We start from the raw sequence: 16,746 nt of genomic DNA on the forward strand, positions 1-16,746 counted from the left end.
CGATCAGACTTGCGCGGTCGGAGACTCCGAACCGCGATTGACATATATCGACGGCCCGTGTGGGGGTCGCCGATCAGGAGTACCCGCGTGAGCGAGGACAACACCACACCCGAACTTCCCTCCACCGCCGTGATCTTCCAGGCGCCGGAGCCCATCTCCCAGCCGGCGCGTTCGCGCCGTGCCTCTGCCCCCGCCGGCCCGCCTTCGGTGCCCGACGCTGGGGCCGAGTCCGCGCCCGCCGCACCTAAGGCGCCGCGCAAGAAGGCCGCTCCCAAGTCCGCTCCCAAGTCCGGCGCGAAGGCCAAGCCCGCGACCGAGGGCGAGGCAACGCCCAAGCCCGAAGCGACGAACGAGCCGAGCCCCGAGGCCGGCGAGTCCGCAGGTGACGGCGGCGAATCCGGCGAATCCGCCGAGGGCGCCGCGCGCCGCAGGCGCCGCCGCGGCGGCCGCGGTCGGGGCAAGAAGACCACGAATGGCGCGGGCGGCGACGAGCAGCAGGACGCCACCGACGCCGAAGGCGACGACGGTGCGGAAGGCGAGTCAGCGTCGGGCGATGGCGAAGGTGAGGGCGCGGGAGCCAAGCGCCGCCGCTCGCGTGGCTCGCGCGGCGGCGCCTCGACCGCCGCTGCGGACGACCAACTGCAGGGCTCCACGCGACTGCAGGCCAAGCGCCAGCGTCGGCGTGAGAACCGCGACGGCCAGCGCCGCCGCCCCGTGATCTCCGAGGCCGAGTTCCTGGCCCGCCGCGAGTCCGTGAAGCGCTCCATGGTGGTGCGCGAGAAGGACGGCCGGGTGCAGATCGCGGTGCTCGAGGACGACGTGCTCGTGGAGCACTACGTCTCGAGCCAGGCGCAGGAGTCGATGGCGGGCAACGTCTACCTGGGCCGAGTGCAGAACGTGCTGCCTGGCATGGAGGCCGCGTTCGTGGACGTTGGCCGCGGCCGCAACGCCGTGCTCTACGCGGGCGAGGTCAACTGGGACGCCGCGGGGCTCGAGGGCAAGCCGCGCCGCATCGAGCTCGCGCTCAAGCCGGGCGACACCGTGATGGTGCAGGTCACCAAGGACCCCATCGGCCACAAGGGCGCTCGCGTCACGTCGCAGATCTCTCTCGCGGGCCGCTTCCTGGTGTACGTGCCGGGTGGGGGAGTGACCGGTATTTCGCGCAAACTGCCTGATACCGAGCGTGCTCGCCTCAAGAAGCTGCTGCGCGAGGTCATCCCCGCGGACGCGGGCGTCATCGTGCGCACCGCCGCCGAGGGTGCCTCGGAGGAGGAGCTGCGCGCGGACGTCGAGCGCCTCAAGCGCCAGTGGCAGACCATCGAGGACGAGGTCAAGAACGGCAAGGCCCCCAAGCTGCTGCGCGGCGAGCCCGACATGGCCATCCGCGTCATCCGCGACATCTTCAACGAGGACTTCGACTCGCTCACCATCCAGGGCGAGGACACGTGGAACTCGCTGTCCGCCTACGTGGGCCAGGTGGCGCCCGACCTCATGCCTCGCCTCCACAAGTACGTCGCGGACGGCGACGTCTTCAAGGACTCGCGCATCGACGAGCAGCTCGCCAAGGGCATGGACCGCAAGGTCTGGCTGCCGTCCGGCGGCTCGCTGGTCATCGACCGCACCGAGGCCATGACGGTGATCGACGTCAACACCGGCAAGTTCGTGGGCAAGGGCGGCACGCTCGAAGAGACGATGACGCTCAACAACCTGGAGGCCGCCGAGGAGATCGTGCGCCAGCTGCGACTGCGCGACATCGGCGGCATCATCGTGATCGACTTCGTCGACATGCTGCTCGAGTCCAACCGCGACCGCGTGCTGCGGCGCCTCATCGAGTGCCTTGGCCGCGACCGCACCAAGCACCAGGTGGCCGAGGTCACCTCGCTCGGCCTGGTTCAGATGACGCGCAAGCGCGTGGGGCAGGGGCTGGTCGAGGCGTTCTCCGAGACCTGCGAGCACTGCAAGGGCCGCGGCTTCCTGGTGCACGGCGAGCCCGTCGCCGAGGCCTCGGAGAAGCAGCCGGAGGCCCGACGCTCTAGTCGCGGTTCGCGCGGCGGCGCCAGCAAGGCGCCGGTTGAGCACAACCACAACCACGGGGCTGCCAATGTGGAGACGCACGCGCTCGACGACCGCGAGGACGCGCGCGCGGCGGTGAAGGCGACCTTGGCTTCCATTGCTGCGGCCGCCGAGAAGGCCCACCCGCACGAGGACGGCGAGGTTACGGCGGAGACCGTGGACGTGCCCGTGGAACTGCCGGAGCCAACCGAAGAGCCAGCCGAGCAGCAGGCCTGACCCGGCCGCAGCGTCGGGCATCCTGTGTCCGCCACGACGGTTGACACGGCAATCCAGCGTTTTCCGTGCCTGAAACCGCCGATCAACCGTTGTAGCGGACGGGAACGCGCCCTCTAGGCGAGGTCGGTGACGCTTAACCGGGCCGCGGCGTCGGGCCGTGCTGGACCGGAGGGACGGATCCCCGATCCATCCCTCTCCAACGCGAGTTTTCGCGAACCAGAGGGACTGAACGCGCGACCGTCCCCGCGGTCGCGCGCGAAGTGGCGAACCGCGTGAGTTCTCCGGCGCCAGCAACCGGGCGCGGCGTTTGACCGGACCCCCCTCGAACGGGTACATTTGTACGTCGGCGCGAGAGCGCCCCAACCCGCCTGCGCCCACCTTGGGTGCGGCTGCGGCGGGAAATCTGACTAGACGTAAGAGGAACGCATCATGGTGTACGCGATTGTGAAGGCCGGTGGCCGCCAGGAGAAGGTCTCCGTTGGCGACATCGTCGTGGTCAACCGCCTGAAGGCGGAGGCGGGCTCGTCCATCGAGCTCGCGCCGCTGCTGCTCGTCGACGGCGAGACGGTGACCTCGGACGCGAAGGCCCTCGCCAAGGTGAAGGTCACCGCTGAGGTGATCGGCAACGAGCGCGGCCCCAAGATCGACATCCTCAAGTACAAGAACAAGACCGGCTACCGCAAGCGCATCGGCCACCGTCAGGACCTGACGCGGCTGAAGGTCACGGGCATTAAGTAAGGCGAGGAAGAACTTATGGCACACAAAAAGGGCGCAAGCTCCTCCCGCAACGGCCGCGACTCCAACGCGCAGTACCTCGGCGTGAAGCGCTTCGGCGGCCAGGTCGTCTCCGCCGGCGAGATCATCGTTCGCCAGCGCGGCACCCACTTCCACCCCGGCGAGAACGTTGGCCGTGGCAAGGACGACACCCTGTACGCCCTCGCCGCCGGCGCGGTGCAGTTTGGGCAGCGTCGCGGCCGCAAGGTCGTCGACATCGTGGTTGCCGAAGCGTAACCGCACTCGTTTTCCGCTCAGGGGCGCGCCGCATGGCAGCGCCCCTGACGCATATCTAGGCTCATTTCGTTAGGAGGGCGCCATGGCTTCGTTCGTCGATCGCGTGGTCCTCCACGTCACGGCCGGCAATGGCGGGCACGGGGTTGCGTCCGTTCACCGCGAGAAGTTCAAGCCCCTCGGCGGGCCCGACGGCGGCAACGGCGGGCGCGGAGGTTCCGTCATCGTTCGTGTGGGTTCGCAGATGACGACCCTGCTCGACTACCACCACGCCCCGCACCGCCGCGCGCAGAACGGCGCCCAGGGTGCAGGCGACATGCGCCACGGCGCCAACGCGCCCGACCTCGTGCTCGAGGTGCCCAACGGGACGGTGGTGAAGTCCGGCGAGGGAGAGGTGCTCGCGGACCTCGTTGGCGAGGGAGCGTCGTACACCGTGGCGGCCGGAGGCCAGGGCGGGCTCGGCAACGCCGCGCTCGCGACCACCAAGCGCAAGGCGCCCGGATTCGCGCTGCTCGGCGAGCCCGGCGAAGAGGCGTCCGTTGTTCTCGAGTTGAAGTCCATCGCCGATGTGGCGCTCGTGGGGTATCCGTCCGCGGGCAAGTCCTCGATCATCGCCGCGATGTCCGCCGTGCGCCCCAAGATCGCGGACTACCCGTTCACGACGCTCGTGCCCAACCTTGGGGTCGTTGAAGCGGGAGGCGCCCGGTTCACGATCGCCGATGTGCCAGGGCTTATCGCCGGAGCCAGCGAAGGCAAGGGCCTCGGCCACGACTTCTTGCGGCACATCGAGCGCTGCTCGGTGATCGCGCACGTGCTGGACACCGCCACGCTCGAGAGCGACCGCGACCCGCTGCGGGACCTCGACGTGATCTCCGCAGAGCTGCGCGCCTACAGCGGCGACGAGGCCATCAGCGGTGTGCCGCTCTCCGAACGCCCCCAGATCATCATCCTCAACAAGGTGGACGTTCCCGACGGCCGCGATCTCGCGGCCATGGTCCGCCCGGAGCTCGAGGAGCGCGGGCTGCCCATCTTCGAGGTGAGCGCCGTGTCTCACGAGGGGCTGCGCGAGCTTGGCTTCGCGCTCGCCCGCATCGTGGCCGAGGAGCGCGCCAAGGCGCCAGAGCTCGAGGCCGCGCCCATCGTCATCCGCCCGCGGGCCGTGAACGATTCCGGATTCACCGTCACCCACGTCCGCGACGGCGCCGAGGACTACTTCCAGGTGCGCGGCGTCAAGGTGGAGCGCTGGGTCAAGCAGACCAACTTCACGAACGACGAGGCCGTCGGCTACCTCGCGGACCGCCTCGCGAAGGCGGGCGTGGAGGACGCGTTGTTCAAGGCCGGCGCCGTTCCCGGTTCCGAGGTGGTCATCGGCGCTCGCGAGGGCGGCATGGTCTTCGACTGGGAGCCCACGATGATGGCCGGCGCCGAACTGCTCGGCGCCCGCGGCTCCGACCTGCGCATCGAGCAGCACGAGCGCGCGGAGCGCGCCACTCGCGCCCAGAAGCGCGAGGAGCACAAGGAGCGCTTCGAGGGCCGTGCGGCGGCGCGCCGCGAACTCGACGAGGAGCGCGGTGCGGGACACTGGACCGACCCCAAGCGCGACGATCAGGACCTGGAGGACGAGTGAGCGACTCACGCGCCGCAATCGCCGGCGCGCGTCGTGTTGTCGTCAAGGTTGGCTCCTCGTCTCTCACCGGCGCTGACGGGCACCTCGACGAGGCCCGTCTCGCTGTCATCGCCGACGCAGTGGCGTCGATTCGCGCGAACGGCCGAGACGCCGTGCTGGTCACCTCCGGTTCCATCGCCGCTGGTATCGGTCCCCTGAACCTGCCGTCGCGTCCCCGCGAGCTCGCGCTCCAACAGGCGGCGGCGTCGGTTGGCCAGGGCAAGCTCATCGCCGCGTACTCCACCGCGTTCGCGCGACACGGCCTCACCGTTGGCCAGGTGCTGCTGACGGGCGACGACCTCGTTCGCAGGGTCCACTACGGAAACGCGCAGCGCGCGCTCGCCCGCCTGCTGGAGCTCGGCATCCTGCCCATCGTCAACGAGAACGACACGGTCGCGACCGACGAGATCCGCTTTGGCGACAACGACCGCCTCGCGGCGCTCGTCGCGACCGTCGTCCACGCGGACGCGCTCGTGCTGCTCACGGACGTCGACGCGCTGTACACCGCAAAGCCGGGCACCGTGGGAGCGCGCCGAATCGCCACGGTGAGCGGGCCGTCGGACCTGGAGGGCGTGGACGTGAGCCAGCGCGGCACCGCCGTGGGCACGGGCGGGATGCTCACCAAGCTTGAGGCCGCGGCGATGGCCACCTCCAACGGCATGCCCGCGCTGCTCGCGGCCGCCGCGGACGCGTCTGCCGCGGTCATGGGCGAGGACGTCGGCACGCTGTTCGTCGCGACGGGCAAGCGCTCGGCGACCCGCCTCACGTGGCTCAAGCACGCCGCGAAGACCCACGGCCAGCTGGTGCTCGACGCGGGGGCCGCTCGAGCGGTCTCCGGCGGACGCGCGTCCCTGCTCGCGGCCGGCGTGACCGCGGTGCGTGGTGACTTCGAGGCAGGGGACCCCGTGGAGATCGTGGGTCCGGATGGCGTCGTCATCGCCCGCGGCCTCGCCGCGTTCCCCGCCTACGAGATCCCCGCGATGCTCGGACTGTCGACCACCGAGCTCAAGAACACGCTCGGCGAGCACTTCGCGCGGCCGCTGGTGCACATCGACGACCTCATCGTGGTCGAGTAGCCGAGCAGCGCGCCGAACCCAACCCCGCCGTCGGACCGCTTCCAACGTCCCAACCGCCCGGGGCGCTTTCGAGGCCAAGAATGGGCCGCAAACCTGCTGTGAGCGGTTGAGGCTTTTGAGGCGCTCCGCCCGAGCTCGCGCCATAGACTCGTCGTGACCGTCCAAGGAGGACATATGAGCGTGGACACGACAACCGAGGCACCAAAGACCCCCTGGTGGTCCATGGGGCCCGACGCTGTGGCGAGCGAGCTTTCCACCTCACCTGACGGCCTCACGGGTGCCGAGGCCGCGTCGCGACTACAGAAGTACGGCCGCAACCAGCTGACGGCCACAAAGCCCGCGTCGTTCATGCAGTTGTGCCTCAAGCAGCTCGCCGACCCGATGAACATCATGCTCGCGGCCGTGGCGGTCATCTCGTTCGCGATTGGGCAGGTATCCACGGGAATCCTGGTGGCGCTGCTGGTCGCGTTCAACGTGCTTTCCGGCGCGCGGCAGGAGCAGAAGGCGCAGGCGAGCGTGGACGCGCTCGCGACCATGCAGGTGCCGCAGGTGCGCGTGCACAGGGACGGCGCGGTCGTGTCGATCCCCGCGCCCGAGCTGGTTCCCGGCGACGTGGTGGAGCTCGAGGCCGGCGACATCGTTCCCGCCGACGCGCGCATCATCCGCGCCACCACGCTCGAGACCCAGGAGGCGGCGCTCACCGGCGAGTCGACGCCCATCGAGAAGTCTGCGACCGAAACCGCGGTCGATGCGGTGCTCGGAGACCGCAAGTCGATGGTCTACCAGAACACGTCGGTGACGCGCGGGACGGCGACAGTCATCATCGTCGCCACCGGAATGACCACCGAGATGGGCGCGATCGCGACGATGCTCGCGAACGTGGAGCGCGTTCGCTCCCCCTGCAGAAGGAGTTGGGCTCCCTCACCAACGTGATCGGTGCGGTCGCGTGGGGCGCGGTGGCGATCATCATCGGAATCGGCCTGCTTCGCGATCAGTCCTTCGCGGACCTCATGTTCCTGGGCACGGCCGTCGCGATCTCCGCGATCCCCACCGGCATGCCGACGTTCGTGCAGCAGATGCTCGCGTGGGGAGCGAATCAGCTCGCGAGCTCTAAGGCGATCATCGCCTCCCTCAACGACGTGGAGACGCTCGGCGCCACGAGCGCGATCTGCTCGGACAAGACGGGCACGCTCACCATGAACGAGATGATGGCGCGCTCCATCTGGGTCGGCGGCAAGACGTACGCGGTCGATGGCGCCGGTTACTCGTTCCAGGGCGCGGTGCGCAGCGCCGACGGCGAGCCCGTTGAGCGCGCGCAACAGCTCGCATACGCGCTCGCCCTGCCGAACGACGCGACCGTGAGCGCCGACGGCGTGGTGATCGGCGACCCCACCGAGGCGGCGTTCGTGGTGCTCGCGGAGAAGCTCGGCGTGGACGTCCCGGAGACCAAGCGCAAGTTCCCCCGCCTCGCCGAGGTCCCCTTCGACTCTGACTACAAGTTCATGGCCACCTTCCACAAGGTGGACCTCGCTGGCTCCGAGCGCGTGGTCATCATCGCGAAGGGCGCCCCGGACGTGCTCCTTGCCCGCTCCACACATGCCTTCGTGACCCGCGACAAGCAGGTTCCCGTGGCCGAGCTCTCTGACGACGTCACCACGGAGATCGAGTACCGCTCCTCTCAGGGGCTGCGCACGCTCGCGCTCGCGATCCGCGTGGTCGAGGACACGGACAAGGACGAAGCCGCCGCGATCGCCGACCCGATGGCCGCGGTCAAGGACCTCACCTTCATCGGCGTCGTCGGCATCGTGGACCCGCTGCGGCTCGAGGCAAAGCTCGCCGTGGAGGAGGCAAAGGCGGCCGGCATCACGGTCCGGATGATCACGGGCGACCACGTGGTCACCGCCGCCGCGATCGGCAAAGAGCTTGGGCTCACGGGCGGCGGCATGGCTGGCGTCGACTTCGCCGCGCTTTCCGACGCTGAGGTTGACTCCCGCTTGGACGACCTCTCGGTCTTTGGTCGGGTCACGCCGCAGGACAAGCTGCGCCTGGTTCAGCGGCTGCAGAACCGCGGCGAGGTGGTCGCCATGACCGGTGACGCGGTCAACGACGCGGCGGCGATCAAGCAGGCGGACATCGGCGTCGCCATGGGCTCGGGCTCCGAGGTGACTAAGCAGGCCGCGAAGCTCGTGCTCACGGACGACAACTTCGCCACGCTGGTGCACGCGGTCCGGCTTGGCCGAGCGGTGTATCAGAAGATCGCCAACTACCTCACCTTCCAGATGGGGCAGCTCATCTCACTCGTGCTGCTCTTCCTGGTGGCGAGCATCTTCAACGTGAACGAGGGCATGGCTCTCACGCCCATCCAGGTGCTGGTGCTGAACTTTGCCGTGGCGATCTTCGCGGTGATCGTGATCATCATGGAGCCCGAGCAGTCCGGTCTCATGCAGCGGCCCCCGCGCAACGTCAACCAGGGCATCGCGAGCGGCAAGAACATCGTCCGATGGCTGCTCTACGGCGCCGTGCTGTTCCTCGTCTCGTTCGCGCCGCTGTGGATCTTCGGCGACGACCTGCAGGGCGCCAACGAGCCGTCCTATCCCGTCACGATGACCTACGTGATCATGGCGTTCGGCACCCTCGGCACCGCGATCGCACTGCGCCGCGACCCCGACTTCGGCTTCAAGGCGCCCTGGGGCAAGGCGATGCAGCTGCAGATCTGGCCCGTGCTGTTCATCATCGCGTCCACCGAGCTGGGCTTCCTGCAGCGCTGGATCGGCACCACGTCGCTCAGCCCCAACGAGTGGCTCATCTGCATCGTGATGACGCTCATCGTCGTTGGCGTGGTGGTGGGCGACACTGCGCTGCGGCGCAAGAAGCCGGCCTCGGTGGCACCGACGGTTCAAGAGGCCGTGGAGCCCGCTCGAGCGCGCTGACCGTCGGTGGTACGGTCTCGGTAGTCGATCGTCAGGAGGTGATACCCATGCAGGCAGTCCCTACTTCGGGTGTCGCCTTGGAGTCCGCGTAGCACGCACCCCTGGCGCGCCCTTCACACAATTGTGAAAGGCAGTTCCATGGATCACAGGTCTTCTCTTCGCGGCCGCGCCCTCGTGCTCGGGGGCGGCGGCTCTTCCGCGAACGCGTGGCTGATCGGGGTCGTCGCCGGCCTCGCGGCCCAGGGCGTTGACATCTCAGACGCCGATCTGGTCGTCGGCACGTCAGCAGGCGCCACCACGGCGGCACAACTCGCATTCCAACCCGCGACCGAGCTGTACGGCGGGGTGCTTTCGCAACCTCCCGTGGCGCCGCGCGCGGCAGCGGGCCCGACGCTGGATCACCTTGCGCGCGTGCGTTCCGTCAGCGCGGCTTCCGTCGACGCCGATGACATGCGACGGCGCATGGGGCGTTCCGCCCTCGAGCTGGCCGAAAATGCCGACGGATCGGCAGCCGAGCGGTGGCGGTCGATCGTCGCCGCGCGCCTTCCCCACGCAGACTGGCCCGAACGCCGTCTGCTTGTGACTGCGGTGGACGCGCACACCGGCGAGGGTCTCGCTCTGGACCGTGACAGCGGCCTCGATCTCGTCGACGCCGTGGCGGCGAGCACGTCCGGAGGTGGCGCGTATCGCGTTGGCGACCGCGCGTTCATCGACGGCGGCTACTGGCGCAACGAGAACGCCCAGCTCGCGGCCGGATGCGAGCGCGTCCTGGTGCTGTCGCCCCTCGGCGGTCGCACCCTGCATCCGCTCGCGTGGCGCATGCAGCTCGAGGCCCAGGTCCAGGATCTCGAGGCGGGCGGCAGCGAGGTCGTTACGGTGGTGCCGGACGCAGCAGCTCTCGAGGCGATGGGCGACAACATGATGGATGTCGCGCGTCGCCCGGCCGTGGCCGCGGCAGGCTACGCGCAGGGCCGTTCCCTCGCGGACGCCCTGGCCACGTTCTGGCCCGCCGCCTAGACTGGTCCGCATGACCGCAACCGACATCGACGTGGAGCGCGCCGTCCTCGAGGCGTGCCAGCGCGCCAAGGTCGCATCGCGGGCGCTTGCCACCGCCACGCGCGCACAGAAGGACGCCGCGCTCGAGGCGATGGCCGACGCCCTGGTCGCCAACGCGGCAACGCTCATCGAGGCGAATGCGAAGGACGTGCAGCGCGGCCGCGACAACGACATGTCTCCCGGGCTCCTTGACCGGCTCACGCTCACCGAGGACCGGGTCGCGAAGATCGCCGAGGCGCTGCGCTTCGTCGCAACGCTGCCGGACCCCGTGGGCGAGGTCCGTCGCGGCTCCACGCTTCCCAACGGACTGCGCCTCATCCAGAAGCAGGTGCCACTCGGCGTGGTCGGCATGATCTACGAGGCGAGGCCCAACGTCACCGTCGACGCCGCCGGGCTCGCACTAAAGTCCGGCAACGCGGCCGTGCTCAGGGGCGGCAGCGCCGCCGCGAGCTCGAACGAGGCGATCGTCGCCGTTCTCCAGGACGCCCTGGAGACCGCGGGCCTGCCCAGGGACGCCGTGCAGTCCATCGACGCCTACGGCCGCGAAGGCGCGCGCGTGCTCATGAACGCGAGAGGCCTGGTAGATGTGCTTGTTCCCCGCGGCGGTCGCGACCTCATCCAGACCGTGGTCCGCGAATCCACCGTCCCCGCCATCGAGACGGGCGAGGGCAACTGCCACGTCTACCTCGACGCGACGGCACCGCTGGCGCGCAGCATCGAAATCGTCCTGAACTCCAAGACCCACCGTGTGGGCGTCTGCAACGCCGCCGAGACCCTGCTGGTCCACAGGGACCGCGCCGGGGACGTGCTGCCCGCGGTACTAACGGCACTGGCCGACGCTGGGGTCACCCTCCACGCCGACCCCGCCACCGCGCAGGCCGCCCCGGAAGGGGTGGCGACGGTTCCCGCGACCGACGAGGACTTCGCGACCGAGTACCTGTCGATGGACATCGCGGTGAAGGTCGTCGACGACCTCGACGAGGCCCTCGCGCACATTCGCCGCTTCACCACGGGCCACACCGAGGCGATCGTCACCGACGACATCGGCTCCGCGGACCGCTTCGTTGCCGGACTCGACTCGGCCGCGATCATGGTCAACGCCTCCACTCGCTTCACGGACGGCGGCGAGTTCGGTCTCGGCGCGGAGATCGGGATCTCCACGCAGAAGCTCCACGCGCGCGGACCCATGGGCCTTGGCGAACTGACCACCACCACGTGGATCGCCTACGGCGACGGCCACGTCCGCCCCTGACGCGCCTCAACTCGTGAAATACTTGAGGCTCACGGAACGAGAGGAACCGAGATGGTGACTGCACTGCTTGCCGAGGCCACGGAGAAGGCCAGCGAGTCCAGCGTCCCACCGGCTGCCTTCGGCCTGCTCGCGTTCATCATCCTCACCGGCCTGCTGGTCACCGCGTTCGCATTCCGGAGCGTCGGCACGCGTCACTGATCGTGACCCGGATCGGCATTCTCGGCGGCACTTTCGATCCCGTCCACATCGGCCACCTCGCGGCCGCGTCCCAGGTTCACCACGACCTCGGCCTCGACGTCGTCCTTCTCGTCCCAGCGAATGCCCAGCCTTTGAAGCCGCCCCCAACAGCGTCGGGCAGCGACAGGCTGGCGATGTGCCAAGCCGCGATAGCGGGAGACCCAAGGCTCAGCACCAGCGACGTTGATCTCGTTCGGGGAGGCGCCACCTATTCGGTCGACACCCTGGCGGACCTTCGCAGTGAGCACCCTGTGGCGGACCTTTTCTTCATCACGGGGGCGGACTCGCTCGCGACCCTGCAGCGGTGGAAGGACTACGAGACGCTGATCACACTGGCCACGTTCGTGGGAGTCACGCGGCCCGGTCATTCGTTGACACAGTTGGATGCACCACACGTCCTGGTACCGGTTCCAGCGTTGGCGGTATCCTCGACAGATATTCGCGACCGTGTGAGGGCTGGCGCACCCATCCGCTACCTTGTGCCCGACGCGGTTGCACAGTACGTAGACGACCATCAGCTCTATCTCGGAGGATTGCATGACTGAGGCGGCCCAGCCATTGTCGCGCCGTGAGCGGCGGGCAATGGAAGAGGCGGCGCGCGCAGCCGAGGGCGAGGTGACCCAGGCGCTGCCCGTCGCGGGCGAGCCCGAGACCGTCAGCATCCTCAGCCGGCGCGAGCGCCGTCGCCTTGAGCGACTCGCAAACCCGCTTGAGACGTGGACCGAGGAAGAGGAGCTCATCGCAACGGGGCAGATGCCCGCGATGACCCCTGAGGTCATCGCAGAGCAGGAACGCCTCGCCGCCGAGCGCGCCGAGCAGGAGCGAGCCGCTGCCGCGTTCGCCGAGGTTGCGCCGCAGCCGGAGCCGGTGGCCGAGCCCGAGCCGAAACCCGTCGCCGAGGTCGCGCCCGAACCTGAACCGCAGCCCGAGCCAGTGGCCGAGGTCGCGCCTGAGGCCGAGCCTGAGCCCGAGCCCGCCGCCGAGCCCGCGCAGCCGGTGTCGCAGATCCCCGCTGACCTTCGCCACCTCTTCCCGCCGGGCTCGCTGCAGGCGCGTGCCTTGGAGACCCAGCGGACAAACGACGTCTTCACGACCAACCCCTCCGCCGCGGACGAGATCCGTCAACTCACTCATGAGGCGATGGAGGACATCACTCGCGCCAGCACCGGCGCGCACCCGGTGGTCGAAGAGGCGCCGTCCGAGGTCCCCGCGCTTCCGGAGGGCGTCGATGTCGAGGCGCTCTGGAACGCCCCAACCGTCGACGAGCCGGTTCGCGAGCCCAAATTGCCTCCGGCATCCGAGCCGGCGTCCGCCGAAGCTCCGCATGACGCCCCCGTTGACCTCGCTGAGGTGCCGTTCGTCCAGGACCTGCCCGTTCCGTCGGAGCCCAAGAAGGGCGACGCGCCCGGCCTGAGCCCCGTGTGGAGCGCCCTTGTGCCCGCGACTCCTTCGGAGCGCGGCGAAGGTCGTGGAGCCGCCGCCGTGCCAGTGGCAGACGAGAGCCCCGCGCCCTCGCTGTGGGACTCCCATCCGCTGATCAACCCCGGCGCTTCGCCCGTGCGCGAGCTGCCCGCCGAGCCGGTTCAGCAGGAGCTTCCCCGCCCCGATCTCAGCGCGCTGCTGAACACGCAAGCCAACCCCACCGTCGAGCAGCAGGCGCAGTTGCGCTCCACCGAGCCACTGACGTCAACGGGAGCGATCCCGCAGCGAGTCGTCGAGCCCCAGGTGGGAGGCGGCACGCGCCACTTCCGGTGGGCGCACCTTGCGGTGATCGGCTCCATCGCGTTCCTGCTCGGCGTAGTCGCGTGGAACATCGCGAGGTCCGGTTCGTGACGGCTTCCGAGCGGGCGCTTGACCTCGCGCGCAACGCGGCGCTCGCGGCGGAGGACAAGAAGGCCGAACAGATCATTGCGCTCGACGTGAGCGAGAAGATGCCCCTCGCCGACGTGTTCCTCATCGCGTCCGGGGCGAACGAGCGTCAGGTCGTGGCGATCGTGGACGCGATCGAGGAGAGGCTCCACTCCGGCGGCGCCAAGGCGCTGCGTCGCGAGGGCGCACGTGGCGGTCGCTGGGCGGTGCTGGACTTCAACGACCTCATCGTGCACGTGATGCACCAGGAGGATCGCGCGTACTACGAGCTTGAGCGACTGTGGAAGGACTGCCCAGTGGTGCCCCTTCCGTCGGCGCCCGCCCCCGCAGCCGAGTGAAGCGCCTGGTCATCGTCCGTCACGGGGAGACGGACTGGAACGTCGAGCGTCGGATTCAGGGCAGTTCGGACGTGCACCTCAATGCGCTGGGTCGCGCCCAGGCTGCAGCGGCCGCCGACGCTCTCGCCGGCGAACTCGTCAGTCCCCTCATCGTGGCGTCGCCGCTGGCACGCGCCCTGGATACCGCCCAGGCTGTCGCCGACGCGTGCGGCACCGAGGTCACCACGGATGCGAGGCTCGTCGAGCGCACCTATGGCGTGTGGGAGGGGCTCACCGTCGCGGAGCGCGACGCGGGCTACCCCGAGGCGAGCGCCACCTGGAACGTCGGCAATGAGCCCGTCTCGCTCGAGGGCTACGAGCGTCATGAGGCGGTGGCCGCACGCATGCGCGAGGCGCTCGCCAACTGGCAGGATCGCGCCACGAACGACCTGGTATTCGTAACGCACGGCTCTTCAGGGCGGATGCTCATCCTGGATCTCATGGGGCTCGCGCACAACTCGCCGCTCATTGGGTACCTGGGCAACTGCACCTGGTCCATCCTCACCCCGTTCCGCACGGGAGCATGGACGCTTCACGAGCACAACGCCCGCGCACGTCGCTAGGGTCAAGGTGTGACCCGCGTATTCATCGTCCGCCACGGCGAGACCGAGTGGAACGCGCGCGGGCTCTTGCAGGGGACATCGGACGTGCCGCTCGCCGACGCTGGGCGTGAGCAGGCGCGGCAGATGGCTTCCGCGCTCGCTCGCTTGGTATCGCCCGACGCTGTGCTCGTCTCCTCGCCGCTGTCCCGCGCGCACGACACCGGTTTGGCGCTCGGTTCCGTATTGGGACAGCCCGTCGCGGTTGACGAGCGGCTGCGGGAGCGCGCCTACGGACCGTGGGAGGGCATCACGGCCGAGGCGAGGGAGGCCGGCTGGCCCGCCGAGGTGGAGGCCTGGCATGAGGGCGGCAACCCTCACCTGGACGGCTTCGAGGTGCACGACGTGGTGGCCGCGCGCATGTCCGAGGCGATCGAGGAATGGGCGTCCCGAGCGCCGTCCGACGTTGTGGTCTTCTCCCACGGATCCTCGTCGCGCATCGGGATGATGGGGCTGCTCGGGCTGTCTCTGAGCCACCGGACCCTGGGAAATCTGGGCAATACGTGCTGGTCCCGGCTGCGGCGTAGGCCCGACGGCCAATGGACGCTCGAGCGCCACAACGTGTGGGTGGACGTGCTGTACCCGGGGGTGGGGCAGTGAGCCGGATCATCCTGTGGCGGCACGCGCCGACTGCCTCCAACGAGGGCGGCGTGGTTCAGGGCCGCGTCGACACTCCGCTCGACGATGCGGGGATCGCGCGCGCCACGTGGGCCGCCCGGCGGATCGCCGATCGGTATGTCGCTCGCGACTGGCCGGAGCTGCGCGTCTACTCATCACCCCTGCTACGGGCAGTCCAGACGGCCCAGACGCTCACCCAACTGCTAGGCGGCTCCGTGATCGTCGACGAGGCCTTCACCCAGCGCTCGTATGGCGCGTGGGAGGGGCTGACGTGGGACGAGGTGCGCCGCGACTGGCCCGAGCAGTGGGCGCAGCGCGAGAGCGGCGTAGACCCGGATATCCCTGGCTGGGATGGTCAAGAGGCCGTGGGCGCGCGGGTGCTCGCTGGGCTCGAGAAGATCTGGGACGACGACAGCCCCGCGGTGGTGGTGACCCACGGCAGCCCCATCACGCTTGGTCTGCTCGCCGCGATAGGCGAGCCGGCGTCGTCCCTTGCGCTCGGCCGCGTGCCGCACGCGGGGTGCGCGTCGGTGCGCAAGGTCGAGTCGGGGGCGTGGCACATCGAGGCGTTCGGAATCGGCGCGGACTGATTCGCGCCCCGGCGCCTCAACCTCCACCCGTTTAGGCAGCTGAGTCCTGGTCACAGCCGGTCCGAGGCTTGGTTTAGGCATCTCAGTCCTGATCTCGCGGTGCTGCCGCGCCCCCGTCGCTCGGTTCGCGCCACGTCACCCCACAGTTGCGGCACGAGGTCGGAACAGGACTGAGATGCATAAGCCAGGCACTTTGCAAGGCAGGAGCAGGACTGACGTGCCTAAACCGCGAGGCGGGGCGGTCATACTGGGGTGATGAGCGAATTGCAGACCGTGAGCGGGAGCGCGCTGCCCGCAGACTTCCAGAATCGCCTGTTCGCGATCATCGCGAAGCAGCGCCCCGCAGCGCTCGCGTACATCAAGGAGATCCGCCGCAAGCACCCGGACGCCACGCCCGCGGAGGTCATGAAGATCATCGAGCAGTGGTACCTCGCGAGCACCACGGGAGCGAGCGCCGCCGCCGGTGCCACCGCGACCATTCCCGTGGTCGGCATCCCCACAGCGATCGCCCTTGGCGTCGCGGACCTGACCTTCTTCTACGAGGCAACGGCGCTGTTCGCGATCTGCATGGCGGAGCTGCGCGGCTATCGCATCGACGACCCCGACCGCGCCAAGGTCGTGGTCCTGGGCGCGATGCTGGGGGAGAAGCGCAAGAGCCGCGTGACGGACCTCGTCATGACCGCGCTGCCGGCCGGAGCCACGTTCACGGGCGCGCGCATGGCCACCGAGAACACGATCTCGAAGGTCTCGCCCAAGTGGGGCGACCTCGTGTCACAGCAGTTGCCCGATTCGGCCCTCGTGCCGGTGGCGATGGTGCTCGCCAAGGAGGCGCTCGCCCGCGGGGCCGTGATGGGCACGGCGCGCGTCGGCTCCAAGGCGCTGCCGTTCATAGGCGCATTCGTCGGCGGCGCCACGAGCTACTGGTTCGGCTCGGGCGTGGTGAAGTCGTGCCGCGAAGGATTCAGCGCGCCGCTCGGGGAGTGGCCCCACTGGCTTGGCATCGGCGATGAGCCCACCGTTGCCACGCAGGTCTCTTCGAAGGCCATCGAGGCGGCCAAGAAGGGGTCCGACGCTGTGGTCGGCACCGCGAAGAGGGCAAGCTCCGCGGTGGCCGGCAGACTCAGGCGAACCAAGCCCTCCGATTAGGGGTTGCCCGCGCGGTTGGGCTACTATGGCAGT

15 protein-coding genes and 2 pseudogenes are annotated in these 16,746 nt (G+C 69.3%); all 17 read left to right on the forward strand.

The features are described from left to right. Positions 1–108 precede the first annotated feature (108 nt). Positions 109–2,289, forward strand: a pseudogene (locus NVV57_09910) (Rne/Rng family ribonuclease). A gap of 429 nt (positions 2,290–2,718) precedes the next feature. Then, on the forward strand, positions 2,719–3,027 hold the full coding sequence (rplU, locus tag NVV57_09915) for a 50S ribosomal protein L21 (GenBank protein ID MCR6712975.1): 309 nt from the start codon (positions 2,719–2,721) through the stop codon (positions 3,025–3,027). Between the two features lie 15 nt (positions 3,028–3,042). Beyond that, a complete protein-coding gene (rpmA, locus tag NVV57_09920) occupies positions 3,043–3,300 on the forward strand; it encodes a 50S ribosomal protein L27 (protein ID MCR6712976.1) in 258 nt (85 codons plus the stop codon). 82 nt (positions 3,301–3,382) lie between these two features. Then, positions 3,383–4,924, forward strand: a complete 1,542-nt coding sequence (gene obgE / locus NVV57_09925; GenBank protein ID MCR6712977.1) for a GTPase ObgE — start codon at positions 3,383–3,385, stop codon at positions 4,922–4,924. After that, positions 4,921–6,039, forward strand: a complete 1,119-nt coding sequence (gene proB, locus NVV57_09930; protein ID MCR6712978.1) for a glutamate 5-kinase — start codon at positions 4,921–4,923, stop codon at positions 6,037–6,039. The genes obgE and proB overlap by 4 nt, the downstream gene beginning before the upstream one ends. Positions 6,040–6,261: 222 nt before the next feature. Then, positions 6,262–8,363: pseudogene (locus NVV57_09935) on the forward strand (cation-transporting P-type ATPase). A gap of 21 nt (positions 8,364–8,384) precedes the next feature. Then, positions 8,385–8,969 (forward strand): cation-translocating P-type ATPase C-terminal domain-containing protein, encoded by a 585-nt coding sequence (locus NVV57_09940; protein MCR6712979.1) that lies wholly within the window; start codon positions 8,385–8,387, stop codon positions 8,967–8,969. Between the two features lie 138 nt (positions 8,970–9,107). Further along, positions 9,108–9,986, forward strand: a complete 879-nt coding sequence (locus NVV57_09945; protein ID MCR6712980.1) for a patatin-like phospholipase family protein — start codon at positions 9,108–9,110, stop codon at positions 9,984–9,986. Positions 9,987–9,996: 10 nt separating this feature from the next. Then, a complete protein-coding gene (locus tag NVV57_09950; GenBank protein MCR6712981.1) occupies positions 9,997–11,277 on the forward strand; it encodes a glutamate-5-semialdehyde dehydrogenase in 1,281 nt (426 codons plus the stop codon). 51 nt (positions 11,278–11,328) lie between these two features. Beyond that, positions 11,329–11,475: a hypothetical protein gene (locus tag NVV57_09955; protein ID MCR6712982.1), complete on the forward strand. Its 147-nt coding sequence runs from the start codon at positions 11,329–11,331 to the stop codon at positions 11,473–11,475. Further along, positions 11,475–12,059, forward strand: a complete 585-nt coding sequence (gene nadD, locus NVV57_09960; GenBank protein ID MCR6712983.1) for a nicotinate-nucleotide adenylyltransferase — start codon at positions 11,475–11,477, stop codon at positions 12,057–12,059. The genes NVV57_09955 and nadD overlap by 1 nt, the downstream gene beginning before the upstream one ends. Further along, positions 12,052–13,347 (forward strand): hypothetical protein, encoded by a 1,296-nt coding sequence (locus NVV57_09965; GenBank protein MCR6712984.1) that lies wholly within the window; start codon positions 12,052–12,054, stop codon positions 13,345–13,347. Before nadD ends, NVV57_09965 begins: the two co-directional genes overlap by 8 nt. Further along, positions 13,344–13,721, forward strand: a complete 378-nt coding sequence (gene rsfS / locus NVV57_09970) for a ribosome silencing factor (protein MCR6712985.1) — start codon at positions 13,344–13,346, stop codon at positions 13,719–13,721. Before NVV57_09965 ends, rsfS begins: the two co-directional genes overlap by 4 nt. Further along, positions 13,718–14,323, forward strand: a complete 606-nt coding sequence (locus NVV57_09975) for a phosphoglycerate mutase family protein (GenBank protein ID MCR6712986.1) — start codon at positions 13,718–13,720, stop codon at positions 14,321–14,323. Before rsfS ends, NVV57_09975 begins: the two co-directional genes overlap by 4 nt. A gap of 9 nt (positions 14,324–14,332) precedes the next feature. After that, positions 14,333–14,959: a histidine phosphatase family protein gene (locus tag NVV57_09980; GenBank protein ID MCR6712987.1), complete on the forward strand. Its 627-nt coding sequence runs from the start codon at positions 14,333–14,335 to the stop codon at positions 14,957–14,959. Beyond that, positions 14,956–15,567: a histidine phosphatase family protein gene (locus NVV57_09985; protein ID MCR6712988.1), complete on the forward strand. Its 612-nt coding sequence runs from the start codon at positions 14,956–14,958 to the stop codon at positions 15,565–15,567. Before NVV57_09980 ends, NVV57_09985 begins: the two co-directional genes overlap by 4 nt. A gap of 255 nt (positions 15,568–15,822) precedes the next feature. Continuing rightward, a complete protein-coding gene (locus NVV57_09990; GenBank protein ID MCR6712989.1) occupies positions 15,823–16,713 on the forward strand; it encodes a hypothetical protein in 891 nt (296 codons plus the stop codon). Positions 16,714–16,746: the final 33 nt, after the last annotated feature.

Source organism: Demequina sp., from assembly GCA_024707205.1.
In the GTDB taxonomy this organism is placed as follows: Bacteria; Actinomycetota; Actinomycetes; order Actinomycetales; family Demequinaceae; genus Demequina.